The sequence below is a fragment of the Parapedobacter tibetensis genome (assembly GCF_024704835.1).
In the GTDB taxonomy this organism is placed as follows: Bacteria; Bacteroidota; Bacteroidia; order Sphingobacteriales; family Sphingobacteriaceae; genus Parapedobacter; species Parapedobacter tibetensis.
This window is the reverse complement of sequence record NZ_JAMXBE010000002.1, coordinates 343,248-368,929: the sequence shown is the minus strand read 5'-3', so window position 1 is coordinate 368,929 and position 25,682 is coordinate 343,248. Positions and strand designations below refer to the sequence as shown.

Sequence of the window (25,682 nt, the reverse complement as noted above, 5' to 3'; positions counted from 1 at the left end):
GAAAAGTCCTATTTCAAAGTGTGTCCCGTTTTATCGTCGCATCCGTTCCTTTCATTTTCATGATCAGCTCGCCCTCTGGGTCAATATGTGTACGGAGGATGTTCGCTTTGGGGTTCGTTGCTTCAATTTCCCCATCCTTCCCAGCTCGCAAATAGGCGTAGTCAGCTGTATTGCCATCGATAATCAATTTACCAAACGCACCAGCCGCTGCATGTAGCGAGTCAACGTTTGTGTCGGTCAGCGTCAGTTCCGCGCCATTTGAAACAAACAATTCCAATCGGTCTCCGCGCAACCCACTCAGCTTTACTACACTTCGGGCGTAATTCCGCCGTGTCATGATGTGCGTATCTTCAGGCAAATCCAGGCTATCCAACGGCGTACCCACCATAGAAAACCGGGTCAACCGTGGACAATGGATCATCACTTCGGGCGGGGCAATTACCTTATATTCATAGTCTTTCGGATGGTCGATGGCTATGTTTAGTTTATTCCCATCTTTGGAGATATGGATAAAGTCGTGTTGGGTATGCTGTACAGTGGTTTTATCGCTGTGTGATATCTGCACCTGCAAGCGCTCCCACTTTGGCGCAGTCCCGGTGATAACCACCTCCGTGATGGAGTCAATCGGAAAAGTTTCCAACATGACCGATTGATTTATTATTCTCCGCGACTCGGCTTTGATAACCCATGCATTTACGATAGTCGCCACCAATAGCGCGATTCCCAGTGCCATTAACAATTTATTGCTTGTCTTCATCTTTGTAATGGTTTAGCAGGTATGTTTCATATTTTCCCTTTATTTCCTCCAATGATATCTCCAACAGGTACATATTGCGGAAAAATTCAGGCAGATCGCGCGTCATAAACCGTTCGCGCTGCTGCTTGTTGATTTCCTCCTTTGCCTGTTCGGCTACAAAAAACCCGATTCCCCGTTTATTGAAGATGATCCTTGCCTGTTGCAGATGTTCATACGTACGCATCACCGTATTAGGGTTTACCTGTAGATCCGCAGCCAATTCGCGCACGGAAGGAATCTTCTCGTTGATCGCCCATTTGCCCAATAGGATACGTTCACTCACATAATCGGCTATCTGCAGGTATATCGCTTCGTTACCCTTAAATTCCATATCAAACTTCCCTTTCCCTTAGTTTGAGGTAGGCCACAAACCAAAGCGATACGATAAAAACACTACAAAAACCAAACGCCCAATAAGGCCCTGAATCCAACCCAACGCCTTGGGAAATACCCTGATGTTGGATATAGGCAGGCAAAAAAGGCAAAAGTGGGGGCTGGGTCACCTCCACATTCGGCATATGCCACGCCTTGAACAATAAGGCATTTATATATCGATAAAGCATTACAAGCACGAAAAGCGCCAAGGCAGTTTTGAGTACGGCATGTTTCCGAAAAACGATGCTCCCCAGCAATCCACACGCGTGTACCAAAAGATAAACTACTATGAACATATGAAGCGGTGTGAAATCCGTCGCGGATTTAACCAACAACCGATCATAAGACCACAGCGATTCCGCCGCCAAACCCTGCCCTTCCCAATACTGCACCATCAAAAACCTGACGATGAAATAAATGCCATTGGCGCATATGGAATAAAAGACCAGCGACAGCAGCCAAGTCAACGCGTACTTCTCAAACTTGGATGCCGGAAGCAACAGATTGAACGTGGCTTCGCGCGGCCGTTGATAAGGTTGCAATACGGCACCTGTAAAAAGGATCAGCCCGCCATACATCACCAATAAATAAACGGTAATTTGATTCCCAGCCGACACTCCACCACTCCGGCCAGAGGCAAGCCATGCAAGCAATGAAAACAACAACACCGTACCCCCCGCAAGCACCAAAGCACCCATCACATACGTCCGGAAATACAAGCTAAAATGCCGCCGCATCAATAGCGCGAAGCGCTCCAAACTAAATACATTATCCATTTTCTTCACTTGTTGTTAAATGATCAAAAAGCGCCGCTTTCCGCTTAATCACTGCGTTAAACAATAATTCCAAATCAGGTTTGCTTTCGACCTGCATTGCATTGGCTAATATGGCCCGGCATCCGCTGTACGTCTCTTCATAATAAAGCGCACTATCCGCTTCCGCCGGACTTATGGTGGTAAACAGCAAATTGGCGGTGAGTTCATCCAAATTGGCGTGGAGTAAAATTTGCTGGTCGTGGAGTATCAATACCGTATCAATAAGGTTGTCCAAATCCCGCACCTGATGCGTCGAAATCACCATGCACCGTGTTTCATCAAACGCACCAGCCAGTACTTTCCTGAATTGCGCCTTCGAAGGAATGTCCAATCCATTGGTCGGCTCGTCCATGATCAGCAGCGGCGTATGGCAAGCAAGCGCAAAAGCAATCATGAATTTCTTCTGTTGGCCAAGCGATAGTTTGGTCAGCGTCTGCCGAGCAGGTACATCAAACTCATCCAGATACCGTTCAAAATCCTCCCCATTGAAGTCCGGATAAAACGGGCTCGTTAACCCAACAAACCGTTTGGCCGTGTGATTAGGTATATAAGGCTCTTCGGGCAGCAGGTAAACCTGACGCAAGCATGCCGGAAGCCGCTTCGTCGCATCCAAGCCATTTATCCGGCATGTACCCGATTTCGGGTAGGCCAGCCCCAACATGTTTTTCAGCAGCGTTGTCTTCCCCGCTCCGTTCTTGCCTAGTAGTCCGTAAATATGCCCAACATTCAACCGCAGGTTCAACCCGTCAAATAGCAATGGTTGTTTTCGATAGCCAAATACCAAGTCAGTTAGTCTCACCATGTTTTAGTGTATTAGTTAATTAGTACACCACAAAAGTGGGAAGTATTTTTTACATAGCCAAATCTTTTTAGAAAAACGCTAATAAAGGTTTTCACTATCTTTGCCATATGACTACACCACGGGTTGAAATCGATTATAAGAAATCCGAAAAAGCCGTACTGGCAGTATTGAAAGCGCTTGGCGTCCGCTATCAGGTGGAGGAGGAAGAATCTGCGACAGCTGAAAACCCCAGCCCTTCCGGGGATAAGTGGTTCCTTGATCCGGAAAATATGGCCAAAGTTAAGGCGGGGATTGCAGATGTTGAGGCTGGACGGACTAAAGCGTATTCGCTCACCCCGGTCATTGGTCGCGCCGAATCAACCAAAAAGACCGTATCATTTATCAAGAGCTACATCAACAACGTATCGATGCGGTGACCATGTACCATTTCCTGGTTTTCAGACCATGAAAATACGGTAAAGGTGCCATCTTGAGAGGCTACCAGCGCAAGTGAATCGCGCTGATCGTGCACAAACTGCGCCGCCGCCAAGTGACGGGTTCCCCCGATATTGGTGGCATCAAGCTGCTGGATCGCACCGCCAGCAATGGGTTCAGTCAACATGATTTTCTCCACGGGCAAGGCATTAGGTGATCGGGCTATCTTCGCCCCAAAGGCCAGCAACTGGTGGTCTTTGGTAATTACAGTGGCTCCATCAATGGCAGAATAGCCCCCTACTGCTGTGATGGCCTTATGGAGCGCTTCTGTATGAGCGTGGCTGGAGGTTTCCCCATTCCCATTTGGAACCAGCGAAAAGACTGGATCGATCAAGTAGTTGATGGGTTTCACAACAGAATGCAACCACGCCGAACTGTTTTGGGGCACCACCAGCAGCAGCGCACCACGTCCATGGCTTCGCATGCCCATGGCAAGCTGTACCAATACGTTTGCCGAACGGTCCGCTCGGGCTGAAATCGGAAAGCCCAACAACGCCGAAAGCATGTCTGGGCTCTCAGACATCCCCCATTGGGTTTCATCAATGATTTTAATTTGGTCACCTTTAAGGACGGCGACGTTGATAAACTTCCCCACTTGGTCGCTCTGTTTCTGTTTCACCACCAGTAATCCGGCTTCCACTACTTCCAACACAAAGCATAAGGGAGGCAAATCTTGAGCCGTACCCCATATATGCAGGTTGTCGTCTTCAAACCATATGCCCAGGTGTATACCGGGTTGCACAACGGCTGGCGACAATTTCACAAGGTTGTAGGGGGTAAACCGCTGACGCCTTTGGAAGATGAGGTTGTGCTCCGTTGGCTCGGGTGGTAGCAGGGCAAGGGATATTTTGGGTTCATATCCTTCCTCGCGTCTTAGGCTGGCCCAAAACGCGGCATCAATAATAGCTTCGATTATTTGTATGTCAGGCACATAAACCCCATCGTCACTTGGATACCCAAGTAGTGTTCGCTGCTGCTCAAAATGCTGTCGTACGGTATGCGACACCATCTTTGCCGCTAAATAGGTGGGTTCTGAAATCATGGCTTGTATTGGATAACAATTCCTATAGTCAATGCAAAAGCTAAGTATATGATTAAATGCTAACCCCGCACTAAACAAAGGAAAACAATTTATGCCTAAAATACATTATAGTACTATCACATTATTGCTATATTTACGATATAAACTTAATTCATTATGCGATTCATCATTGATGTACTATTGACAGGATTGGCTGTCTTCCTTGGAGCCTATATCCTTCCGAGTTCGGCGGTGAGCGTTGCCGGCTTTGGTTGGGCCGTTTTGGCCGGGTTGATCATTGCAGTTGTCAATGCCACCATTGGCACGTTGCTGCGGTTTTTCACGCTGCCGCTCAACATCCTCACGCTGGGACTCATCTCCTTTATCATCACGGTGCTGATGGTACAGCTCACCAGCTATTTCATGGGCAGCAAATTTGAGGTGGCCAATTTCTGGTGGGCAGCCGTGTTCGCCATCATCGTGGCATTGATCCAAATGCTATTGGGTCGTATTTTTGGTGCTAAGAAAAGAGATTGATTCCACAATAAAACCTCATAGGTTTGATGGAAACCTATGAGGTTTTTTCATAGTCTTAGTGGATTGCTCGAGTTTTGAAACTCGGTGGCCCCTACAGCAATTCGGAGAGGGTCTGAATGAGTTGCTTACCGCGAAGGGAGACCGCAACAATCTTGCCTTCCGGATCAATCAGGTAGTTCATCGGGATGGATTGCACACCGTAGGCGCGTGCTGCGGCATTGTCCCAACCGTTCAGATCGGACACGTGTGTCCAAGGCAGTCCATCTTTATGGATTGCGCCCAACCATTTCTGCCGGTCTTCGGCTTTATCCAACGAAACACCTAGCACGGTAAAATTCTTATCCTTAAATTGTTCATAGGCAGCCACAACATGCGGATTCTCCGCCCTACAGGGCGCACACCAAGATGCCCAGAAATCCAAGAACACGTATTGGCCCCGGAAATCCGAGAGGCTAACGGGGTTGCCCAATGTATCATTCATTGTGAAATCAATGGCTGGCTTGCCCACACCCAACTTCTTTGCTGCCTCGATTCGCTGAGCGATTTTCTGACCATCGTCAGACCTGCGCCAAGCTTCACTGAGCCCGCTATAAACGGTTTCTACCGTTTCGTGATGCTCACCTAAAAAGTTGGGAGTAGCCATTTCCTTCATTAATCCGAAGGATACTTGGGAGTTGGGGTGTGCTAGCATAAAAGCGAATTCGACTTCATCTTTTTTCGCCTTCAAATCCTTATCGTTCCCGTCGTCACAGGGCCAGCCGATCTTGCGCAATTTTTTTTGCAATTTGGTATAGTCCTTTTGTGCATTTCCTCCTACTATCTTGGCTGAAACGATGTCCTTCCCTTTTATCCGTGTACGTCCACTTTCCAAGAAAAACTCTTGGTGCCCACCTTTTTCCTTTTTTCGCTCGCCTTCGGATTTGGGATATTCAAGGTACAGAAACGACTTGACCGGCTGGGCCACCGTACCCGAAATGCGGAAAGCACCGTTGCGTACCCGTGTGGTATCGTATCGCAATTTGGTCCCGTCGTAATAACTAAGGAGTACCATACCGCCCTCAACGCCGACATTGCGAATGGCTCCTGTTACTTCAAATGTTCCTTCCTGTGCTGATGCGGCTTGCGATGCAACCGCAATACAACATGCCGATAAGGCAATTTTAAGTGTTTTGATAATCATATGTATGTATCTATTTATTTAATGAACGGATTGAATTAGTTGGCCGCCCGCCAACTCATGTTTGTTACGTTGATCAAGTTGTTCCACTCACCGTTTTCAGCAGGCGTCAATTCGACTACATTGGGATTTGACCCCACAATAAACCGGCGTAAAGTACCTTTGGTACCGGCACCATATGTCGCTATGTAAAGGGAGTTTGTCAAGTGGTCTATCTGCGTATCAAATTTCAGCATGGTGATCTCATCCGTACCGATGGTGGGATATGGATAGATCCGCTCATTGCCCGGGTTATAGTCGTAGGCGTAAAGCTTGTTGCCAACGGAATAGAAGACCACGGTACGGTTGGACGAGAAGGCATAAAAATCAGCCTTGTCGAAATCGGTCGCCATCGGTAATACGGTGTATGCCGCGTGTTTTGCCGGATTGGCTCCATTCGCATAGAATTTATAGATGTAGTGTCGATTGTTGCCATCCTTCGTGATCGCAAAGGAATTGCCATTCACGGAGCCGCCGTCGGTATTTCGCGTGTTTTCGGCATACACCAAGATCCTTCCCGCCGCAGCTTGGTTCCAAGGGAAGGGATCGGAAGCGCCGTCGGTGAGTACCGTCGATGACGTACTCAACCCGATATTCGAGATGTTCATAAATCGTTCATTTTCGCTATCGTACCACATCACGGCATTCAAACTGCCAATGGAATACAGCAGGTAGGGTGCTGCCTTCAGCAACCTATCGGGGTCATCACTGGTACGGTTCATAGGGTTGGGGTAAAAATCCCCCCCATTAAGCAGCGTATAGCTGACAAAAACACTGCCGTCGCTGCAAAGCACTGCCCGTATCCAAGTTTGACCGGTGGCACCCGCCTCGCTTCCAATCTGCGGCGCAATGACAATGGGATCGAGGGTTTCGGTTTGGATAGGGTCTGTCGTGTACACCAAGCTGCCAAACTGATTGGCAGGTGTACTCTTCATCGTCATGCGATCCAAGTAGTAAGAACCCGAACGCGTCAATACCCACATTTTGACATAATAGCCCCCGGTATGCAAAAAACCTACTGGATCAGTTAATGCAGGGAGCCCGCTATTGGATAGGATATTCGGTATGTGCAGGGTATCTGACACCATGGAGATCATCTCTGCCTCGGCTTGCCCTTGTTCGTTTTCGCCAATGAGCAGCAGGCCACGGGAGTAAGGCGTACCGACGACCAAATCACTATTGGTCCACCAGGCGACACCGGTTTGTTTATCTACCGTACGGAAATGCAGGGTAAACGTTTCGGGCGCAAGGTCAATGGGGTAGTCCAGGGCCCGCTCGGTACCGACCGTGTCTACAAACTGGTTGCTTCCCCTCAAAATCCAGAAATAGTCGTAACGCTCATCTGGCTGGTCAGCTTCCGTGGCTGCGATTTCCGGTTCGATATGCAGGGTATCTACACCAGTCAGCACCGAATACGTACTTTCAACGCCCGTGATGGCCAACTCATTAATATCGTGATAATCGTAATTACCCAGATCCTTGCTACATGAAACCGTAAGCAGTAGGGCAGACAGCCCGAAGATAAAACTAGAAAAATATCGTGTCATTTTTACGTATTAAAGTTAATGGAAGAATGTTAAGAACCTGGAACCCAAGGAACGCCAATATAGGAGTCCCAAGGAACGCTTCCAAGCCACATCAGTCGGCCGTCATCTTCCAACATCGGATCCCCTGCGTTGTAACGCTCAACCAAATATGCCGTCGCCTCATTAGTCATCACCATCATACGAACCATGGGCATGGTTTCCGAGTTTACAAAATCGGCATAGGTAACACCGAACAGCTCAACGAAAAGGTCGAATTTTTTTCGCGTGAATACACCCCATAGGCCCGACTCCCGGTTGCCATTCTGGATGGAACCGGGCCATACTCCTGGCTCAACCATAAAGTCATTAATGCGCAAGGTATGTAAACTTGCATCAAATTCCGGAACGACGTCTCCACCCTCCAAGGATGGAATCGCATCCCACTCGGGAAAGGAAAGCCCGAAATGTTCGTTGGGCAACAAGCGTAAACCCAACGTGTGCTCATTCTCCTCCAGATCCGCCGCCCTTTTTAACCGGACGGGCACCGAGGCGCTGATTTCACCAGCCGGAATAATCACTTCTTCCGGCAGGGCTTCATAGTGTACCCCCAACATGGCAGTGGTCGAATCGGGGTTGACCGCTACCAAAAACGGCCGGTCATAGTCTTTGACGGAGCCTGTAATCATGACCTTGACCAGAAAAGTGACTTCGTCCTGATCAAGCTGGACAAAATCCACCCTACTATAAGGCTGGTAAGGCCACGAATTCTCGCTTAAATGGCCCTGACCATGCTGGACCGCAAAATAGACGCCTTCGTTGCCTTCATATTCCATCAGTTCCTTTTCGCAACCTGCGCTGGCGCAAAGCCCGGTTATAGCGGTGATATAAAACAGTATCTTTTTCATATTCGTAGCTAACTATCTTTCAGATTAATTCAAATCGTTTCGTTGGGAGACTTCACTGTCTGGCAGCGGAACAACGTAGTTATTCAGGACCATCGTTTTGGTGCCCACCAGAGCCCCGTTGTTTGGTACCACCTGCATGGCATTCCGCTTGAAATAATAGAATTGCTGTCCCTCACCGATGACCTCCTTACGAAATTCCCGTGTGATGGCGGCTTTCAATGTTGCGTCATCCGTAGGCACGACATCAAAGCAGTTCCTGCTCGTACGTACTTGATTAAGATAGGCTATGCCTTCCTGCAATGTGGGGCTGCATTCGGCGGCGATCAACAATACTTCACTAATCCGGATCAATGGAATCATGTATCGGCCTGGCGTATTCGCATCGGGAATATCCTGGTATTTGAGGTTGGTTAGTGTAGTCTCGGTACCCGACGTCACGTTTTGCCAGATACGACGGCGGTAGTCGTTGGCGTCGTCATACAGCTCGATGACGCGGGATTCATTGGTGTTGCCCCCGTTGAACGAAAGCCGAAGAAAGGGATTCAGGGCAGCTGCGAACAGTGCGTTGAACATATTCACCCGGTTGACATCATACAATGCAAACATGACTTCGGTGGAAAACATACGATCCGGACGCTCGGCATGGGTAGCTGCGGCAAACGTCACAAATGGGAAAATTTCCGCCCCGGGCACCTGCACTTCAGCCAGTAGCGCTTCGGCCTGTTCCAGCGCGGAAGCTTTGTCTCCCTGCCAAAGGTAAGTTCTCGCCAATAAGGCTTTGGCCGCGTAGTAGTTGAGCCGGTATTGCCGGTAATACAATTCGTTAGATCCTGTTGGGTTATTGGTATGCCGCACGCCTTCGGTACGGATCGGGTCGGTGCTTTCAAGCAAGGATAGGGCCATGGTCAGGTCTACTATAATATGTTGCATGATTTCCTCGGCCGAAAGAAGCGGTGAAACCTCGAACCCGGTTTGGGCAACATAAGGGATGCTGATGACCGATTTGTTTGCTTCTGACCAGATCGGGCCGAATAGGCGCAGCATATCCAGGTGCAACATGGCCCGGAGTGCCAGCGTTTCACCTTTTACAATGCCGTAATAAGGTGCTGGCAGGAATTCGCTTGGCGCTGCGTCACAATGTTCAAGGATTACATTGCAATTGGCGATGAGCTCATAGACCTTGCTCCAGACATTGTCAAATGTCGATTTTGGAAAATCGTCGAGGTAATCAAATACTGTGTGTTCACGATAACGATGTCTGGAGTCTGGAATATAGTAATATTGCGCCAATACATCGATAGTTCCTGCGGACATTTCCTGTCCGTATAGTGACCGGTTGGCCATTTCTATATATACACCGTTCAGGGCTTTCAGAAATCCGTCCCGATCGGAGAAAAGGAGCTCTTCAGAAAGTCGGTCGGTGGGCTTTACATCGATCCATTTACTACATGCACCTAGCATATAGCAGGATATCAAGCAAAGGAATAGTTTAGCTATCTTCATATTTTGTTATGTTAACATCTATTTACGCATTAAAACCGAACTGCCGCGGAGAAGGAAACCGAACGGGCAAATGGATAGTCGATACCCCGCTCGTTGGTCACCGTGGCCACATAGAAGATATCATTCATATATGTACGAAAGGTAATGGATGATGCCCGGATAGCTCGTAGCCAAGCCGCATTGGTGGTCTCGTATCCTAATGAAAAAGATTCACCGATCAGCATATTATTGTCTTCTACGAATCGCGATGAAATCGGTGTAATTTCGTTGGTGGAAATAGCCTTAAACTGGGCATTATCTCCTGGTTTTTGCCAACGTTCATACAGCGCGCGCTTGTCCTGATTAAGTGCAGCGTTTACGTTGGTGATATTTTCAACCTTTTCGTACAGCGTCTGCATAAACACCTGCCCACCTAAGCGGTAACGTAAATTGACCGATGCCAAGAACCCTTTATAAAAAAAGCTAGTTCCGATAATGCCTTCTAATGTCGGTTCGCTGTTGCCCACGACCACTTCATCCGCGTAGTTGTGCACGAAGGTTTGTTCATTATTCTTGTTGAGGAATACCTCGCGTCCCGTTGCCGGATCTATCCCTAACGAGCGAACGGCCCATAGGTCAGAAGGACTTCCACCGTCATAGTAGCGTACCAAGTTACGGCTTTGGTTCGCTTCATTAAAGTTGTTCAGCCGATTGCCCATGTTTTGATATTCGGCTTTCAGCTGACGCATATTCAGGTTGACCCGCCAATTCAGCTGCTGCCGCCGTAGCAGTGTATAATCGGCCATCCCTGTGAAGCCCCGGGTAATCTGTTCGCCGATGTTCTGTGCGACGCGGTTCGTGCCGGAGGAAGACGGCAACGCAACAAAAACGAGCAATGGATCGGTGTTTTTAACGAAATAATCGAAGTTGATCCGAAGCCGGTCGTTGAGGGTCGTCACATCGATTCCGACGTTCCGGTCCAGCGTCTTTTGCCACTGTAGGTTACTGTTGCCCAAATCATTAAGAATGACGCTAGCACCGAAAGGGTTGCGATTTTCATTATTGTACCGGTAAATCCGCATGGAAATGTAATCGTCGAAATTCTGATTGCCCGGGTTGCCAATGGAACCCCTTAGACGAAGCTGGCTGAACCAGTTCCCACTGGCATTTTTCAGAAAAGGTTCGTTGTGGATATTCCAGCCCAAACCGGCCGACCAGATGGTGGTGAACTGCCGGGTGGAGCCATAGATGGATGACCCGTCAGAACGAACGGTTGCATCCACCAGTATCCGCTGATCGTAGGCATAGCCCGCATTCATAAAGAAGCTGGCACCCCGGCGCATGGATCTCTGGTAGTCGGAACGACTGCCTTCCGGATAGCCAAAAGCAAAATTGGGATTGGCAAAATCGTCGTCCACAAAACCTTCAACCCGATAGGCACTCTGCTGCGTGGATGCCTGTTCCATGCGCATACCCCCTACCGCATTGACCATGTGTTTGTCGGCCAATAGCTTGCCATAGGTCAGGCTCAGGTCACCGTCATAATTCAGGCGCTTGCTGTTGGACTCTTCATACGTACCCTTGCGGAGGTCGTCAACCCCCTCAAACTGGCTGTTGAATGGCGAATTGAAAATCTCGTCGTGATCGGTGAAACGCCGGATACCGATACGGGCGCGTACACGCAGCGCATCGACCATCCGCCAGTCGAGCTCAAAATTATTGGTAAAGCCCTGGGATTCCTGCTGATTCACGTTATGGTTATTGAGGTCGTACAGCGGGTTATAGTTGTTCACGGCTACCAGCGGTACGGTGATCCCTCCAAACTCATAGGCGTCCAGCACTTTGTCCATACCCCCTTCGGCGTTGTACTTCCGGTGGTAAGGGTTGGCACGGGAAAACTGTGAAAAGGGTACGGTTTCCCGGTTGGCATTGATGTAGTCAATACTCAGGGAGTTGCTGACCGATAGGCGACCCTTGCGGTACATCAACCGCACGTTGCCATTGGTCGTTTGGCGTGAGGAGCCTTTCATCACACCGTTGTTGTTGCCGTAGTTGAGCGAGGCGCTGTACCGTAAGTTATCATCCCCACCTTCGGCAAAGAGCGTGTGGCGATGGAACAGACCGGTACGCAACGGCTCGCTTGCCCAGTAGGTGTTTACCCCCCGGCGCACTTCTTTCAGCCGCTCATAGTAAAGGACTTCGTTTTCGGCGTTCCGGATAATGTTGTTGTTTTCGTCGATAAATCCATAATGTTCGGAAAGCAACTCGAACTGCAGCTTTTCTTCGGCATTCATCAAGTTATAGTCCATCAGATCGGCAAAGCTCACGGACGAGTTAAGGTTGTAGTTGATGCGCAACTGTCCCGCGACTGGTCGTTTCGTTTCCACCACGACAACACCGTTCGCGGCTTTTGAACCGTAAATGGCCGTCGCCGCGGCATCTTTCAATAGCGTGATGCTCTCCACACGATCCATGCTCAGGTCGCTGATAATGGCCAGCGTGCTTTCAAAGCCGTCCAGGATAAAGAGCGGCTGGTTCGGATTGGTGCCGAATTCCTCGGTCAACCCGATGACACTACTCTTTCCCCGGATTTCGATATCGGGCAAGCGGTTCGGGTCAGAACCGAATTGGTTATTATCAATGATGGCAAAAGATGGATCGAGGGTCTTGAGGCTTTGCAAGACATTCTGGTTGCCAACCACCTGTAGGTCTTTTGCGGTATAGGTGGCAGAAGAGCCTGAAAAGCTTTCCTTTTGCCGCTGGTAGATACCGGTTACCACCACATCTTTGATGGTTTCTACGTCGGGCTTCAAGAAGACATTAATGGTTTGCTGGCCGGTATAACTAATTTCTGTCGGCGTCCGGCCAACAAATGAAAACACCAAGATAGGTTGGTCCATGTGCTGCGGGATGGCAAGCCTGTAGCGGCCTTCATCGTCGGTCAAGGTTTGAATTTTCTCCTCCTTGATCTGGACCGTTACGCCCGCCATGGGTTCCCCGGTATCAGCGTCGATAACCCTCCCGGTGATGGTGGCCTGTTGCCTGACCATGTGCGAAACAACCGGCTGGCCGGAGGAATTGCTAACAACAGGTTTTCTGGATAGCGAGATCGTCTTGTCCTCGAGCTGATAAGCGATTGGCTGGTTTGCAATGATGGTTTCCAAAAAATCACGTAGCGACATATTGCTGACATCTACTGTGATCGGTTTGGCTTCTTCCAACAGGCTTTTGGCGCTGAAAACGGTGTAACCCGTTTGGTTGCGGACGACCGTTATCACGTCGGCAAACGGGATGTTGGTTCCTTTGAAGGTGATGCTTTGCGAATAGCTAGATGCGCTGACGCTTAGGAATCCGCCGAAAAGCAAGAACATGATGATCTTCATCACTCGTACTAAGTAATTTTTATTCATTAACTTTACCCTAGGTTTGGATAGTATGTAATTCTATTTTGCTAAAGGATGAGTTGGCGCTGCTATCCAGATGACCGCAGGAAAGGACTGGAATCCTTTCCTGTTTTATCTTTTGGGATATGCTGCCAGGTTGGGGGTGTAGTTTTTATGTCTCCATATCGTTCATGTTTTAGTTATCTAATCTGTTGCTTTTTCCCGTTGATGATTAACTTGCGGCTGGGCGCATCCAGCTTGTAATTGATCTCTACAGCGTCCAGGATGCGGAGGATGAGGCTGAAGTTTTGGTTGCGGAAAGCGTCTCCAGCTAGTTCCTCCTCGGGAATGCCGTTTTCGTATACGATATCCAGATCGTACCAGCGCGCCAGCTCTTCCATGATCTGCGCGAATGTTTTGTTGTTAAAACTAAACTTGCCATATCGCCAAGCGGTGTAGGGTTCTACGTCTACTTCTTTGACTTGCAACTTACCGCTTTCCAATACCCCCTGCTCGCCAGGCACAAGTGACACACTTGCGCCAGTGGCTCCGACGCTCAATCGAACAGCGCCTTCCACCAAGGTGGTTTTTGTTTCGGATTCATCAGCGTATGCCGTGATGTTAAATTGCGTACCGAGAACCTCGATGGTTTGGTTTTTAGTCTTGACTTTGAAGGATACTTTCTCAGCCGTCGGCTTTCGGCTTTCGGCTCTCGGATTATTTTCGTCCATTGGCCGATGGCCGGTAGCTGATAGCCGACTACTGACGGCCGATAACTGATGACTAACTTCAAAATACGCCTCTCCCTCAAGTTCGACTACACGTTCTTTCCCATCAAATCGCGAGGGGTATCTCAAGGTAGACGCCGCATTAAGCCAGACCTTGGAACCGTCGGGTAGGGTGATTCGGTAGGTACCGCCTTTGGGAGTGGTTAAAGACATGAGATGTGAGATGTGAGATGTGAGATAACTTTCTGACGCCGAATCTGCTCTCATATCCGCCAGTGGTCGGACACGGTCTAACGTCTCATATCTCACATCTAAAATCTTGCTGCCGTCTTGATACGTAATCCCATCTCCAACAACAATTCCCTCGTGCCCCTCACTCAAGTCTATCGTCCGGCCGTCGGCGAGGGTGAGCGTGGCACGGTTGCCGCCAGGTTGGATATCAGTGGCGGCAAGTCTGTTGTCTGTCGTCTGTTGCCTATTATCTAAAAATATCCACGTACCGGCTACCGCAGCAATGAAAATGGCCGCGGCATAAGGTAGCCAGCGGCGGAGCCTGTTGGGCTTGTGTTGCAAACGGCGCCACACAACTTCGGCATCGGCAAGCCGGTCGGCAACGGGATAATCGGCAGGTAGCCCCTGCTTTTGATACCATGCATACCAGCTTTCCAAAAAGGCCTTATCAGCATCGGTGGCTTCTCCATTTCGATAACGGACGAGGATAGATTTGATGTTTTCGGGTCGCATGTTGGCTTGTTGCTCGCTTGTTTATATAAGTAAGACAAGATACGAGGCAACAACAGGTAAAAAAAATAATTATTTTTTATAAAAATCTAAAATTTGATTAACCAAAGCAAATAAACAAGGATGCCAAGCTTGCCTCGCAGTATTTTTAAGGCATTTGTGACATGTTTGCTGACGGTTTGCTCGGATATCCCTAATTTTTCAGCAATCTCTTGATGAGAAAGGTATTCTTTTCGGCTCAGCGTAAACACTTGGCGCATTTTTTTAGGAAGTTGTTCGATTTCCCGTTCCACCAGCTCGGCCAGCTGTTGCTCCCGGATAAGGTAATCAGCAATGGACTCTTCCGTATCAGCAAAATGCTGCATGGATTGGAAGTATTTCGCTTCAACTTCACGACGGGTTACCTGATTTAGAATGATGTTGCGCACGGCGGTATATAGGAATCCGGATAGGTTGCTGCTGAACCGTAACGCCTTGCGCCGACTCCATAGCATGGAAAACACCTCATGCACGATGTCTTTGGCTTCTTCCCGATCGCGCGTCTTGTTATAGGCATGGTTGAGCAGCATCAACGCGTAACGCCGGTACAATTCGGCGTAGGCCGCCTCATCATCTGCCTGGAGCAAGGTCGCCAGTTCAAGGTCGCTTTTGGACGTATACGCAGCCATAACCCAGTTGGTGTGCCGGCAAACTTACATAAAAATAGCGATTTATAACTGTTCAATAAAAATGGGACAGTCAACCTTTCCACGAGATTGACCAGCTTAGCAAACCTCATAGGTTTCCATCAAACCTATGAGTTTTTTACAAACAAACTAGTTGTACCCCGGATTTTGGTACATCCGCTCGGGGTCTAGTTTATATTCATCAAATGGGATGGGGAAATATCGATCTTTCGTACTGAAGTTCTGCAAATTGGCGACACCATATTCCGACTGCTTTTTTGCGTTGAAAAATTGCACCAATTCGTCGTTGGTAAATGTCCGTATCAGATCGTACCACCGTTTCTGCTCAAAGGCCAACTCCACCCTTCGCTCGTGCAGGATTGCCAGTTTTAACGTGGGGAACTTGGCAGCGTAGGTTGGATGTTGCATCGCATCAGCGTATTTTGGAAGTCCTACCCGTTCGCGCACCTGATCTAGAAACGCAATCGCTTCAGCTTCATTGCCCAATCGCATGCTCACCTCTGCCAATAACAGGATGACATCGGCATAGCGCATCAACACATGGTCGTTTCCGCCAAACCCATTCACACCTGCCGCATCGCTAACATCCCTGAACTTGGTAATAAACCATTGTTGCACGGTGGAGGCAGCAGCATACTTTACAGCGAACGTTTTACGGGGGTCCTCGGCTTCATATTCGTTCACCAAATCAAGGTTTACCCGGGCGCCTGCCCCCGTGGCCGGGCGTAGCGAATTGATGGTTTCTCCCAATGCCTGATTGTTGCGAGCCACTGCGGAGCTCAGGTTGGGATCTTCTTGTTTGTATACGATTTGGAAAATCAACTCCGGGTTGGTCGACTTTTGGTTCACATCGAAGACCGATTCATAGCTGATATCCTTCAACTCGCCAAATTCCCGCCGGTTGTATGCCTCGTTGAGGTACTGGCGGGATAACGTGAAGTATGCTTCCGGCTGTTGTCCCGGTATGTCGTTGCTGCCCATGGTCAGGTACACTTCGCCCAACAAGGCATAAGCTGCAACCTTTGATACCCTCCCTTTTCCAGCCAGTGGTTGGTGGTTGGGCAATGGGCTTGCTATCGCCGCTTCGAGGTCGGCTATGATGAGTGCATATACTTGTTCTTCCCGTTCGCGGAAGGTAATGGCTTCTAGTTCATCAAGGGTAATTACCTGTATGGTGACCAACGGCACTGCCCCCCATTTCCGTACCAAGTGGTAATAGGCCAATGCCCGGAGGAAACGTGCTTCCGCTTGTTGGCTTTCCTTACGGCTATCATCCGCAAAATCAACATCATCGATGTTGTTGATGACATAGTTGGCCCGAGCAACTACCGTGTATAGTGCCGACCAATGGGATTTCAGGTAGGTATTGCTCGGCAGCAAGGAGAAGTCGTTGAACTGGAAAGGTTCGCCGGCATTGGATTGGTTATCGTTGCGCCCGATATCATCCCCACGTTCATCCGTATACAGGGCACTGCTCTCGCCCAACGCGTTGTTGCTACGGATAGCCACATAAATGCCATTCACGGCGGCCCCTACATCCCCTTCGGAGCGTAAGAAAGACCCAGCCGGCACCGCGTTGGGATCTGATAGCTCCAAGAATTGCTCGCCGCAACCCGCGATGCTAGTGGCAAGAACCAGGGTCAAGAATATTTTGCTGATATTGTTCATGCTTTCAACTGATTTAATGTTGTTAAAAAGTAACTTTCACCCCAAGATTGTACGCCCGCATCAGGGGATATTTCCCATAGTCAACACCCGGTGTAAGGTTTTCCCCGTCGTTGTAATCTACCTCCGGGTTGTAGCCCAGGTAATTGGTAAACGTGTAGGCATTATCAACCCCAAGGAAAATCCGCAACGCGGAAACGTTCATCCGATCCAAAGTCGCTAGGTTACGCAAGGTGTAGCCCAGCGTGATGTTGGTGATCCGTAAATAAGACCCATCCTGGAGATAAAAAGTAGACAACCGCGTACTATTGCTCTGGGTTCCTCCCCGCGACGCTTTGTACACCCAGCCATTACCCGGGTCGTTCTCGCTCCGGAAACGGTCATCCACCACGGCATATTGATTGCCTGAAGCTTCCATGTTAAAGAGGTAATAGTCCTGGCCATCCAACACCTCGTTGCCTTGCGACCCGTTAAGCGCCACCGAAAAGTCGAGGTTTTTATAGTTGCCGGTAACTGATAGCCCATAAGTAAAATCTGGATAAGGGTTTCCGATGACCGTTTTATCCTCATCATTCACTATCCCATCGCCATTCACGTCTGCGAAATAGAGGTCGCCAGGCCGTAGCGGATTGCTTGATGCGAGGGAGCGCGGCGGCCCCTGTATCTGGTAACCAGCGGGAAAACTTTGCGTGGCCGCATCGTACATGGCATCGTCCTTGGCGATGTTTTCCATATCAACTTCACGTACCATACCCGCTACCTTGAATCCGTAGAACATCCCTATGGGGTGGCCCGTGGTGGTGATATGGGTGAGGTACGAACGTTCGGCGCCATTGGTTATGATGGTGCTCGCGCCTCCTAAATCAAGCACTTCATTTCGATTGAGTGAGAAATTGCCGCTCATATTGAGGTTGAAATCTTGTTTGGCAACGACCACCGCATCCAATTGCAGGTCGAATCCCCTGTTCTCTACGTTGGAATTGCGCATATTGGTCAATATGGTTGATGTGCCTGAAATGGCTGAAATAGGTCGGTAAAAGAGCAAATTGTACGACTGGCTCAAGTATAAGTTGGCAATGACCGACAATCTCCTGTTCAACAATTCGGCATCCACCCCTATATTAAATTGGCTAGTTGATTCCCAACCGAGAGACAAGTCGCGCATGTCTCGCGGCCAGATGGCAGAGGCGATGGTACCATCGCCGAATACCACCCCTCCCGGACTGGATACCACCTGTTCGTAATTGTAGTTACCGATGTTGTTATTGCCGCTTAACCCCCAGCTTGTTCGTAACTTCAGGGACGACCCCATACCCAGCCAATCGTCATAGAATGGCTCATTCGAGATATTCCAAGCAGCTGATACGGAAGGAAAGTTGCCGTAGCGGTTGAGCGGGCCGAAACGGGAAGAGCCATCACGCCGGAACGAAGCTGACAAGTAGTAGCGGCTATCGAAGTTATAACCTATCCGGGCCAGGTATGACAGCAAGTGGTTTTCAGACTTGCCTGTGGCATCATTTAGTTGGAAGTTGGAAGGATCGGCCCCTTTGCCGGTAATCTCCGGAATGTTGTCATTTTCAAAACCGTTTGCTGTCACACTGATGACATCCCGATCAGTAACCTGCACCGTATAGCCGGCCAGGGCATTGATGGAATGCTTGCCGAAATCCTTGAGGTAACTCAGCGTAAATTCGCCCACTTGGTCGCGCTCGTCAATGGTGCGTGCCGTGGCCATCGCCGCTGTTTTGGACTGGTCGGAATACGGCGGGTTATTACCGCTGCTCAGGCTCGTAGGCAGGTAAAACTCATATTTCTCGTGGTAGGTCTGCATCCCCACATTGGCTTTGAATGTCAACCCATCCAAAATGTCGTAGCTGGCATGCACGTTATATGTTCCCCGTTGCCCCCGTCTGCTGATGATGGTTTCGCTGGCCAACGCCAATGGGTTTTCGATGGTCTGGAAACCGAAAGCAGGAGCCAACGACGCAGCCTTGTTTTTTGCTAGGGTACCGTCTTCGTTGTATGCCGGGAAAATGGGCATATAAATGAGCGCTCCTAGGATTGGGCCTTGGTGAAAGCGCCCTTCCCGCACTTCCCGGTTTTCATTGGAGGTCACAGCAATGTTTGCACCCACCTTAAACTTTTCGCTCACATCCGAGTCGATATTTACCCGTAGATTGAGCCGGTCTTGTCCAGTCGTTTTGATGATTCCCGGTTGCTTTTGGTAACCCCCGCTCACGAAATACCGGGCCAGGTTGTTTCCCCCGGCAAACGATAAATTATAACGCTGGGCATGTGCATTTCGATAGAGTTCATCCTGCCAGTCGGTATTGACAGTAGGTGCAACCATCCGTTGGTTGGCGAAATCATAATATTCGGTTGGGATACTCACTCCTCCGGCGTTTCCTACATTGGCCACCCGCACATCATTGGGGTCGGAATACATGGCATCATTCCAAGTACGCCCTGCATTTTCCATGAGGTTGCGATAATTGTTATTCCGGGCATCGATCAACAAATCCACAAACTGTGTGGCGTTGAGTAGCTTCACCTTCTTTTCCAATTGCTGTATGCCTGACTGATAGTCAAAATTGATCTGGGCTTTACCTTCTTTACCACGTTTGGTAGTGATGAGCACCACGCCGCCGGAAGCCCTTGACCCATAGATGGCGGCGGAAGCGGCGTCTTTCAGGATATCGATGGACTCAATGTCGTTTGGATTGATGTACACGTCGTTACCTGCAGGATATCCATCAATAACGTACAGTGGCGCCGAGCTGGCGTTAATGGATCCTACACCCCTTATCCTTACTTTGGTGGTTTCGTAGGGTGCTCCTGACACCTGCGACACTTGCACGCCGGCAATTTTACCTACCATCGCCTGCCCCACGGTGGGTGTGGTCAGGTTAAGGTCCTTGGCCTGTACATTTGAGATGGCTCCTGTAAGGTCCGATTTGCGTAAGCTTTGGTAACCGATCATGACCACTTCTTCCAAAAGTTGCGCTTCAAGATCTAACTGGACGTTTACCAAACGACGGCCATCGACTGCCACTTCTTTGGGTGCGTACCCCATATGGGTAATTATTAGGGTAGCACCAGCGCCAATATTGATGCGGTAATGTCCGTCTGCATTGGTTGAGACACCGTTGGAAGTCCCCTTTTCTACTACGGATACACCAGCCAGCGGCGCATTGTTTTCGCCGGTAATGGTTCCCTCAACAACAGATTGCGCAGAGGTTTCGATTAGAAACCCAAAAAGAAAAAAGAAAATAATGAATAAACGAGTTACCATATACTAGTTGATTGAATTTGACTTAAAGAAGATTACCATTGGATATCCAGCAATGCCGCATTGTTTTTTCGCGATGAAGATATCGCAACGCCATTGGAAGTATCCCCCAATAACGTAAATCCTTCCAATTCGTCGCCCCGGTCGATATCCGCCACATTCACTACGGCTTCCTCTCCGCTTTCCATTGAAGCTTCAAGATTGAGAAAGGTAAGCCGCCACCGCCTACCTTCTATTTGGTTTTGTACCAATACCAACATCCCTTTCTCGGGTATCCAGTGAAGGTTTTGCACCCAAGGTGAGCAGCTAAACTTTCCGATCAACACTCCTTTTTCGGAAGTTTTCTTTGCCGTCAATAACTTTTCAGGGTCATACAGCCGTACTTCGTTTCCCTGCGGACCATAATCGGCAGTCGCCACCATCCATTTGTCTTTATAGCGCACGTATTCCGGCCTTGTCCCCTGTATGCAGGCATCGTCCTCAATGGTCGCCAGCAAGTTGCCATCCAAGGTCTTGGTACGCATCAACCCGTCCCAATCCACGGCGTGGATCACTGCCTTCCATTGTGTTCCTTCCTTGTTCAGGCGTACAGTATTGCCAACAAAAGTAGGGGAACTCCCATTCCAAGCGATACCCGTTGGGTGATTAATCAGGTTTTTTCCGTCCACTGTAAATTGATACTCACGGTGCAGGTACTTGAGTGTATCAGTCACTGTATAGGCGCGCATCACCCCAACTTCGCGATCGCCATAGGCAAACAGTTGGCCTTGTATATATGCCACACCTTGCGCTGCCCCCAAAGAATCCAGTGTTTGCAAGTGCCGAACGGCAGATCTCGGCTGAGCTTGGGTGTTCATTAAGCCAATACAGCATAGGATCAGCAGATATGCTGGCAACAGACGCGATTTCATATTGCCAAAACAACGGAAGCCTTATTATGCAGGGATTAAGGGGATATTAAGTTTACAATGTCCTTACTGAAACCGGGCATCTATCATGGACACCGACTTAAAACAAAATGTCATGAAAATCTCATTAACAATTTTTAACACATTGTTTTGCAACCTTTTGGCTTAAAAGGTATCTTATGGATAAATAACTTTTAACAAATGACAATGAAGACAAAAAATCTATTATTAACCGGCGCACTGATGGCAACGACCATCTTCGGCGCGGTAGCCCATGATAAGGGAACAAAGGACAATCATGAAACTGCACAAGTAGCGGTGGTTATGCCCAGAATCGAAGTACCGGTAAATGACGCGAGCTTCGAAACATCGTTGCACAACGGACTGGCCGACCTCCAAACTGAGCTTGGTCGCCAACAACAGGAAGAAAACCTGAAACTATTATCGCTGATCCGAGACGACATGCGTATGACTGAAACGAACAGCGCTACGGATGCACTTGACAAGTCGTTAACTGCCTCACTCCAGCTCCTAGAAACACAGCAACAGGGAAATGAAGCATTAACGTCCCGGAAAAAGCAGGACGGTCTGATGACAGAAGAACACGCTTCATAGCGTGCTGTCATTATCCCTCCAATGGGTTGGCACAACTCTAAAATTTCGCAATGACGAAAAAGTTAAATGTGGTTGCCCTGCAGGGTAAAGGCGAAGAATAATTAAATTAAAAAATTTTAGTAATTTTGAATAAAACGGATAACTATGGCAACTATATCAATTAATCCTCCTTTGAGTAATGTGCAAGCAGAATTACTGAAGTTATTTTCTGTGGACTTGCCGGAAGGCCAATTGTTGGAACTAAAAAAGGTAATGTCCAAATTCTTGCTCGAAAGGGCGAGGGATAAAGCCGATACCATTTGGGACGAGAAAAGATACAGTGACAAAAAATTGAAGCAGCTATTGGATAAGGCTTAACCATGCCGACATTAAAAGTGGTGCTTGACACCAATGTGATTCTACGGTCTATCTCCCGTCGTTCGGCTTTTTCTGTTATCGTAGACGACAAGCACTTCAATATTTTGAAATCCATCGAGTTCCCAGCCATTAACGTAATCAAATTGGAAGATTTTGTAAAGCTGCTGTGATGCGAAAGCTCGGAATCCTGTGTGTTTCAATAATCGTGCTGGAACATATAACAATAGTGTGAATTGCTATATTAGAATCTGATTTGAAGTACCTGCTTGTATAGGTGCTTCTTAATTTAACCAATATAACGAACATAATCCTTAAATAGAGTCTATCCATAAAGTCGGTGGCTAGACTAGAACGCTGCTTGCAGCCTCATGACTGCCGCTGAAAGCAGACCGTTGGAATAATGATGACTGGCAAGGCGCGCGAAATGAAAACTGCGAAGCAATCATGAATGCCCGTAAAGTAAACATGAGATGAATAAAAAGCGCAGTTTACTGACGGTAAATGAGCATTTTTTGAGTGAGTGCAACGCAGCCAGACAACATTATAGACAGACACTAAATAGCCTTAAAACGGCAATGAATACATGACAAGTTATCCAATTCATTGGCACAGTAATAAGCTGAAATTATGTATCGGCATTGCTGTAGTCGTGGTAGCAATAGCCTTGCTACAAGGGAAGGAGGAGCCGGTTGATTTCAGCGCGGAGGTAAAACCCATTATCAATAAGCATTGCATCACTTGCCATGGTGGGGTGAAAAAGAATGGCGGATTCAGCCTCTTATTTGAGGAGGAAGCCTTTGCCGCAACGGAGTCGGGCAATCCCGCCATCATCCGCGGTGATGCCAAACACAGCGAATTCATCCGCAGGCTTACAGCAGAGGATCCCGAGGAACGCATGCCCTACAATGCGCCTCCGTTGAGTAAAAAGGAAATCAATCTACTCACACGCTGGATAGAACAAGGAGCGAAGTGGGGTGAGCATTGGGCTTACTCCTTGCCCAAGGAAGTAAAGGTTCCCCGAAGCCGCCTGGCCATGGCTTCCTTGTTCAGTTTTTGGAACAGTACCCCGTTGCATAGCGATATCGATTATTTCATCAACGCTAAACACAAAGAGCAAGGGTTGTCCTTTTCGCCCGAAGCGGATCGAGCCACCTTGCTCCGTCGGTTGTCATTGGACCTTATAGGCCTACCCCCCTCACCAGAACAAGTAGCGGCATTTATAAACGATAAGCAAACCGATGCTTACGAACGGCGGGTGGATAGTTTGCTGGCCTCGCCCCGCTTTGGTGAACGCTGGGCTTCATGGTGGCTGGATATAGCCCGCTATGCGGATACCAAGGGATATGAAAAGGATTCATCAAGGGAAATATGGGCCTATCGCGATTGGGTAATTAAGGCCTTTAACCGCGATATGCCTTTTAATACATTTACGATTGAACAGTTGGCCGGAGACCTATTGCCTAACGCCTCAAAAGACCAGCTTATCGCTACAGCTTTTCATCGCAACACCATGGCAAACGACGAAGGCGGTACCGATGATGAGGAATTCCGTGTAGCCGCGGTCATCGATCGTGTCAATACCACCTATCAGGCATGGTTATCCACCACCTTTGAATGCGTGCAATGCCATAGCCATACTTACGACCCTATCAAGTTCGAGGAATATTACAAGTCCATGGCGTTTTTCAACAATACGCGCGACGAAGATACACCCGGCGATTATCCTAAACTCCGTTTCTATAATAAGGAAGATAGCGTACAAGCCGCACGCATCAAACAATGGGTGGCAACGTATTCGAATCCGGAAATGGCAGCATCTACCGATCGCTTCTTGTATACACTTGAGCCCAAAATACATGCGCATGCATGCGACCAATTGGTCAATGGCGCGCTGGTAGATACCAAATGGCTGGGTATCCGCAATGGCGGAAGCGCTCGGTTACCTGGCATCACCCTGGGCGAAGACGAGCTGTTCTACATGAACTACACAACAGGTACGTCTGGAGGATTGTTGGAAATGCGCGTGGGAGGGCTTTCCGGCCCGCTATTGGCCAAGGTCACGTTGCCCGCCACCCAAGGCATGGAAACCATTACCATTCCCATAACTGCGTTGAAGGGTAAACACGACATCTACTTGCTTTTCAAGAACCCCTCCATACCCCCTAGTCAAGCAGTATGTCTGGCAGAATGGATGGCATTTCGGAAGGCATTGCCGGGCCGCGATCAACCGGGGTATCCAGCAGTACATGAAACATTTTTACAACTGGTAAACAAACAAACTCCGTCTGTGCCCATATTGATTGAAAACCCACCGGAGATGGCAAGGGAAACCCACGTATTCGAGCGGGGCAACTGGTTGGTGCATGGGCAAGCTGTGGAGCCCGACGTACCTCAGTCGCTTCACGATTTCCCCACAGATGCACCCCGAAACCGCTTGGGCTTTGCCCAATGGCTGGTGAGCGAGGAAAATCCACTCACTGCCCGTACCTTGGTAAACCGGTTATGGGCACAGCTGTTTGGCCACGGCATTGTGGAACCATTGGGCGATATGGGCACACAAAGCGACCCACCCACGCACCCCGAACTACTGGACTGGCTTGCTTTGCAGCTTATGCACGAGATGGACTGGAGTGTCAAGCGCTTGCTTAAGGAACTGGTCACGTCCACGACCTACCGTCAATCGGCGGTGTTAACTACTGAATTGGCTGAAAAAGATCCCAACAACCACTATTATGCCCGGGGCCCAAGGTTTAGGCTTTCGGCCGAGCAAATACGCGACCAGACACTTGCCGTGAGTGGTCTACTGAGCACCAAGATGCATGGCCCAAGCGTGATGCCTTATCAGCCTGAAGGGGTATGGATGAGTGTATATAGTGGTGAGCGTTGGACAAAAAGCGAGGGCGAAGATCAATACCGCCGGGGAGTCTATACCTTCATCAAACGCACTAGTCCTTATCCTTCCTATGTCACCTTTGATGCATCCAGCCGGGAGGTATGCCTGATAGACCGTATAACCACCAACACCCCTTTACAAGCGCTCACCACACTCAATGACCCCGTGTATTTGGAAGCTGCCGTTCACTTGGCCAAGCGGATGGAAGCTGCTGGAAAGGGAGATGTTCCACAATCCATCAAGACGGGATATCATCTCACGGTGCAGAAGCAGCTGTTACCCGATAGGTTGGTGGCACTTGAAAAACTTTATCGGGAGGCGTACCAGTATTATCGCCAACAACCGGAAGAAGCGGCTAAACTGCTTGGAACAATAGCTGGCTCAAAAGAAAAGGACACCGCCACCGCCGCCTACACCGTGGTGGCCAATGCCTTGCTCAACTTGGATGAATTCCTCACCAAATCTTGA

At 48.9% G+C, this 25,682-nt stretch carries 21 protein-coding genes; 6 read left to right on the top strand and 15 right to left on the bottom strand.

Going from position 1 to position 25,682, the window contains the following annotated elements; translation table 11 throughout:
* Positions 1-13 precede the first annotated feature (13 nt).
* Genes NF543_RS04100 through NF543_RS04085 form a run of 4 tightly spaced genes read right to left on the bottom strand, consistent with a single transcriptional unit; the run spans position 14 to position 2,788 of the window.
* Entirely contained in the window at positions 14-757 is a 744-nt protein-coding gene (locus NF543_RS04100; protein WP_257666836.1) for a hypothetical protein, read from the bottom strand.
* Positions 741-1,127 carry a GntR family transcriptional regulator gene (locus NF543_RS04095; RefSeq protein ID WP_257666835.1) on the bottom strand — a complete coding sequence of 129 codons (387 nt, stop codon included), beginning with the start codon at positions 1,125-1,127 and terminating at the stop codon, positions 741-743. The genes NF543_RS04100 and NF543_RS04095 overlap by 17 nt, the downstream gene beginning before the upstream one ends.
* 1 nt (position 1,128) lies before the next feature.
* The gene (locus NF543_RS04090) at positions 1,129-1,947 is read right to left on the bottom strand and encodes a hypothetical protein (RefSeq protein ID WP_257666834.1); all 819 of its coding nucleotides are present in this window, start codon (positions 1,945-1,947) and stop codon (positions 1,129-1,131) included.
* Positions 1,940-2,788, bottom strand: a complete 849-nt coding sequence (locus tag NF543_RS04085) for an ABC transporter ATP-binding protein (protein ID WP_257666833.1) — start codon at positions 2,786-2,788, stop codon at positions 1,940-1,942. The genes NF543_RS04090 and NF543_RS04085 overlap by 8 nt, the downstream gene beginning before the upstream one ends.
* 107 nt (positions 2,789-2,895) lie before the next feature.
* Between NF543_RS04085 and NF543_RS04080 the strand changes: the two genes are divergently transcribed.
* A complete protein-coding gene (locus tag NF543_RS04080) occupies positions 2,896-3,204 on the top strand; it encodes a hypothetical protein (RefSeq protein ID WP_257666832.1) in 309 nt (102 codons plus the stop codon).
* On the opposite strand, the gene NF543_RS04075 is transcribed toward NF543_RS04080, so the two are convergent.
* Positions 3,177-4,304, bottom strand: coding sequence for a putative sensor domain DACNV-containing protein (locus NF543_RS04075; RefSeq protein ID WP_257666831.1), 1,128 nt, complete (start codon positions 4,302-4,304; stop codon positions 3,177-3,179). The two genes, NF543_RS04080 and NF543_RS04075, sit on opposite strands and share 28 nt — an antisense overlap.
* 156 nt (positions 4,305-4,460) lie before the next feature.
* Between NF543_RS04075 and NF543_RS04070 the strand changes: the two genes are divergently transcribed.
* Positions 4,461-4,820: a phage holin family protein gene (locus tag NF543_RS04070; RefSeq protein WP_257666830.1), complete on the top strand. Its 360-nt coding sequence runs from the start codon at positions 4,461-4,463 to the stop codon at positions 4,818-4,820.
* A gap of 91 nt (positions 4,821-4,911) precedes the next feature.
* On the opposite strand, the gene NF543_RS04065 is transcribed toward NF543_RS04070, so the two are convergent.
* The 10 genes from NF543_RS04065 to NF543_RS04020 form a co-directional block, all read right to left on the bottom strand.
* Positions 4,912-6,000, bottom strand: a complete 1,089-nt coding sequence (locus NF543_RS04065) for a TlpA disulfide reductase family protein (protein ID WP_257666829.1) — start codon at positions 5,998-6,000, stop codon at positions 4,912-4,914.
* Positions 6,001-6,035: 35 nt separating this feature from the next.
* A complete protein-coding gene (locus NF543_RS04060) occupies positions 6,036-7,583 on the bottom strand; it encodes a PKD-like family lipoprotein (protein WP_257666828.1) in 1,548 nt (515 codons plus the stop codon).
* A 29-nt stretch (positions 7,584-7,612) separates the two neighbouring features.
* Entirely contained in the window at positions 7,613-8,467 is an 855-nt protein-coding gene (locus NF543_RS04055) for a DUF4843 domain-containing protein (protein ID WP_257666827.1), read from the bottom strand.
* Positions 8,468-8,491: 24 nt separating this feature from the next.
* Positions 8,492-9,970 (bottom strand): RagB/SusD family nutrient uptake outer membrane protein, encoded by a 1,479-nt coding sequence (locus NF543_RS04050; RefSeq protein WP_257666826.1) that lies wholly within the window; start codon positions 9,968-9,970, stop codon positions 8,492-8,494.
* A gap of 29 nt (positions 9,971-9,999) precedes the next feature.
* The gene (locus NF543_RS04045) at positions 10,000-13,332 is read right to left on the bottom strand and encodes a SusC/RagA family TonB-linked outer membrane protein (RefSeq protein WP_257666825.1); all 3,333 of its coding nucleotides are present in this window, start codon (positions 13,330-13,332) and stop codon (positions 10,000-10,002) included.
* A 200-nt stretch (positions 13,333-13,532) separates the two neighbouring features.
* On the bottom strand, positions 13,533-14,804 hold the full coding sequence (locus tag NF543_RS04040; RefSeq protein ID WP_257666824.1) for a FecR family protein: 1,272 nt from the start codon (positions 14,802-14,804) through the stop codon (positions 13,533-13,535).
* A gap of 86 nt (positions 14,805-14,890) precedes the next feature.
* Positions 14,891-15,469, bottom strand: a complete 579-nt coding sequence (locus tag NF543_RS04035) for an RNA polymerase sigma factor (RefSeq protein ID WP_257666823.1) — start codon at positions 15,467-15,469, stop codon at positions 14,891-14,893.
* Between the two features lie 147 nt (positions 15,470-15,616).
* Positions 15,617-17,155, bottom strand: coding sequence for a RagB/SusD family nutrient uptake outer membrane protein (locus NF543_RS04030; protein WP_257666822.1), 1,539 nt, complete (start codon positions 17,153-17,155; stop codon positions 15,617-15,619).
* Between the two features lie 22 nt (positions 17,156-17,177).
* Positions 17,178-20,444 carry a SusC/RagA family TonB-linked outer membrane protein gene (locus tag NF543_RS04025; protein ID WP_257666821.1) on the bottom strand — a complete coding sequence of 1,089 codons (3,267 nt, stop codon included), beginning with the start codon at positions 20,442-20,444 and terminating at the stop codon, positions 17,178-17,180.
* Between the two features lie 32 nt (positions 20,445-20,476).
* Positions 20,477-21,298: a hypothetical protein gene (locus NF543_RS04020; protein ID WP_257666820.1), complete on the bottom strand. Its 822-nt coding sequence runs from the start codon at positions 21,296-21,298 to the stop codon at positions 20,477-20,479.
* Positions 21,299-21,556: 258 nt separating this feature from the next.
* Between NF543_RS04020 and NF543_RS04015 the strand changes: the two genes are divergently transcribed.
* The 4 genes from NF543_RS04015 to NF543_RS04000 all read left to right on the top strand — a co-directional run bounded on the left by NF543_RS04015 (position 21,557) and on the right by NF543_RS04000 (position 25,682).
* Positions 21,557-21,964, top strand: a complete 408-nt coding sequence (locus NF543_RS04015) for a hypothetical protein (RefSeq protein ID WP_257666819.1) — start codon at positions 21,557-21,559, stop codon at positions 21,962-21,964.
* 144 nt (positions 21,965-22,108) lie between these two features.
* Entirely contained in the window at positions 22,109-22,321 is a 213-nt protein-coding gene (locus tag NF543_RS04010; RefSeq protein WP_257666818.1) for a DUF8507 family protein, read from the top strand.
* Between the two features lie 2 nt (positions 22,322-22,323).
* A complete protein-coding gene (locus NF543_RS04005; protein WP_257666817.1) occupies positions 22,324-22,491 on the top strand; it encodes a hypothetical protein in 168 nt (55 codons plus the stop codon).
* 413 nt (positions 22,492-22,904) lie between these two features.
* Positions 22,905-25,682: a DUF1553 domain-containing protein gene (locus tag NF543_RS04000; RefSeq protein ID WP_257666816.1), complete on the top strand. Its 2,778-nt coding sequence runs from the start codon at positions 22,905-22,907 to the stop codon at positions 25,680-25,682.

Excerpts from the sequence above, each read along its gene's own strand:
- NF543_RS04055 (WP_257666827.1), bottom strand. The coding sequence starts at position 8,467 with ATGAAAAAGATACTGTTTTATATCACCGCTATAACCGGGCTTTGCGCC.
- NF543_RS04025 (WP_257666821.1), bottom strand. The coding sequence starts at position 20,444 with ATGGTAACTCGTTTATTCATTATTTTCTTTTTTCTTTTTGGGTTTCTA.
- NF543_RS04060 (WP_257666828.1), bottom strand. The coding sequence starts at position 7,583 with ATGACACGATATTTTTCTAGTTTTATCTTCGGGCTGTCTGCCCTACTG.
- NF543_RS04035 (WP_257666823.1), bottom strand. The coding sequence starts at position 15,469 with ATGGCTGCGTATACGTCCAAAAGCGACCTTGAACTGGCGACCTTGCTC.
- NF543_RS04000 (WP_257666816.1), top strand. The coding sequence starts at position 22,905 with ATGACAAGTTATCCAATTCATTGGCACAGTAATAAGCTGAAATTATGT.
- NF543_RS04080 (WP_257666832.1), top strand. The coding sequence starts at position 2,896 with ATGACTACACCACGGGTTGAAATCGATTATAAGAAATCCGAAAAAGCC.
- NF543_RS04040 (WP_257666824.1), bottom strand. The coding sequence starts at position 14,804 with ATGCGACCCGAAAACATCAAATCTATCCTCGTCCGTTATCGAAATGGA.
- NF543_RS04065 (WP_257666829.1), bottom strand. The coding sequence starts at position 6,000 with ATGATTATCAAAACACTTAAAATTGCCTTATCGGCATGTTGTATTGCG.
- NF543_RS04100 (WP_257666836.1), bottom strand. The coding sequence starts at position 757 with ATGAAGACAAGCAATAAATTGTTAATGGCACTGGGAATCGCGCTATTG.
- NF543_RS04010 (WP_257666818.1), top strand. The coding sequence starts at position 22,109 with ATGGCAACTATATCAATTAATCCTCCTTTGAGTAATGTGCAAGCAGAA.
- NF543_RS04015 (WP_257666819.1), top strand. The coding sequence starts at position 21,557 with ATGAAGACAAAAAATCTATTATTAACCGGCGCACTGATGGCAACGACC.
- NF543_RS04020 (WP_257666820.1), bottom strand. The coding sequence starts at position 21,298 with ATGAACACCCAAGCTCAGCCGAGATCTGCCGTTCGGCACTTGCAAACA.
- NF543_RS04095 (WP_257666835.1), bottom strand. The coding sequence starts at position 1,127 with ATGGAATTTAAGGGTAACGAAGCGATATACCTGCAGATAGCCGATTAT.
- NF543_RS04050 (WP_257666826.1), bottom strand. The coding sequence starts at position 9,970 with ATGAAGATAGCTAAACTATTCCTTTGCTTGATATCCTGCTATATGCTA.
- NF543_RS04030 (WP_257666822.1), bottom strand. The coding sequence starts at position 17,155 with ATGAACAATATCAGCAAAATATTCTTGACCCTGGTTCTTGCCACTAGC.
- NF543_RS04090 (WP_257666834.1), bottom strand. The coding sequence starts at position 1,947 with ATGGATAATGTATTTAGTTTGGAGCGCTTCGCGCTATTGATGCGGCGG.
- NF543_RS04045 (WP_257666825.1), bottom strand. The coding sequence starts at position 13,332 with ATGAAGATCATCATGTTCTTGCTTTTCGGCGGATTCCTAAGCGTCAGC.
- NF543_RS04075 (WP_257666831.1), bottom strand. The coding sequence starts at position 4,304 with ATGATTTCAGAACCCACCTATTTAGCGGCAAAGATGGTGTCGCATACC.
- NF543_RS04070 (WP_257666830.1), top strand. The coding sequence starts at position 4,461 with ATGCGATTCATCATTGATGTACTATTGACAGGATTGGCTGTCTTCCTT.
- NF543_RS04005 (WP_257666817.1), top strand. The coding sequence starts at position 22,324 with ATGCCGACATTAAAAGTGGTGCTTGACACCAATGTGATTCTACGGTCT.
- NF543_RS04085 (WP_257666833.1), bottom strand. The coding sequence starts at position 2,788 with ATGGTGAGACTAACTGACTTGGTATTTGGCTATCGAAAACAACCATTG.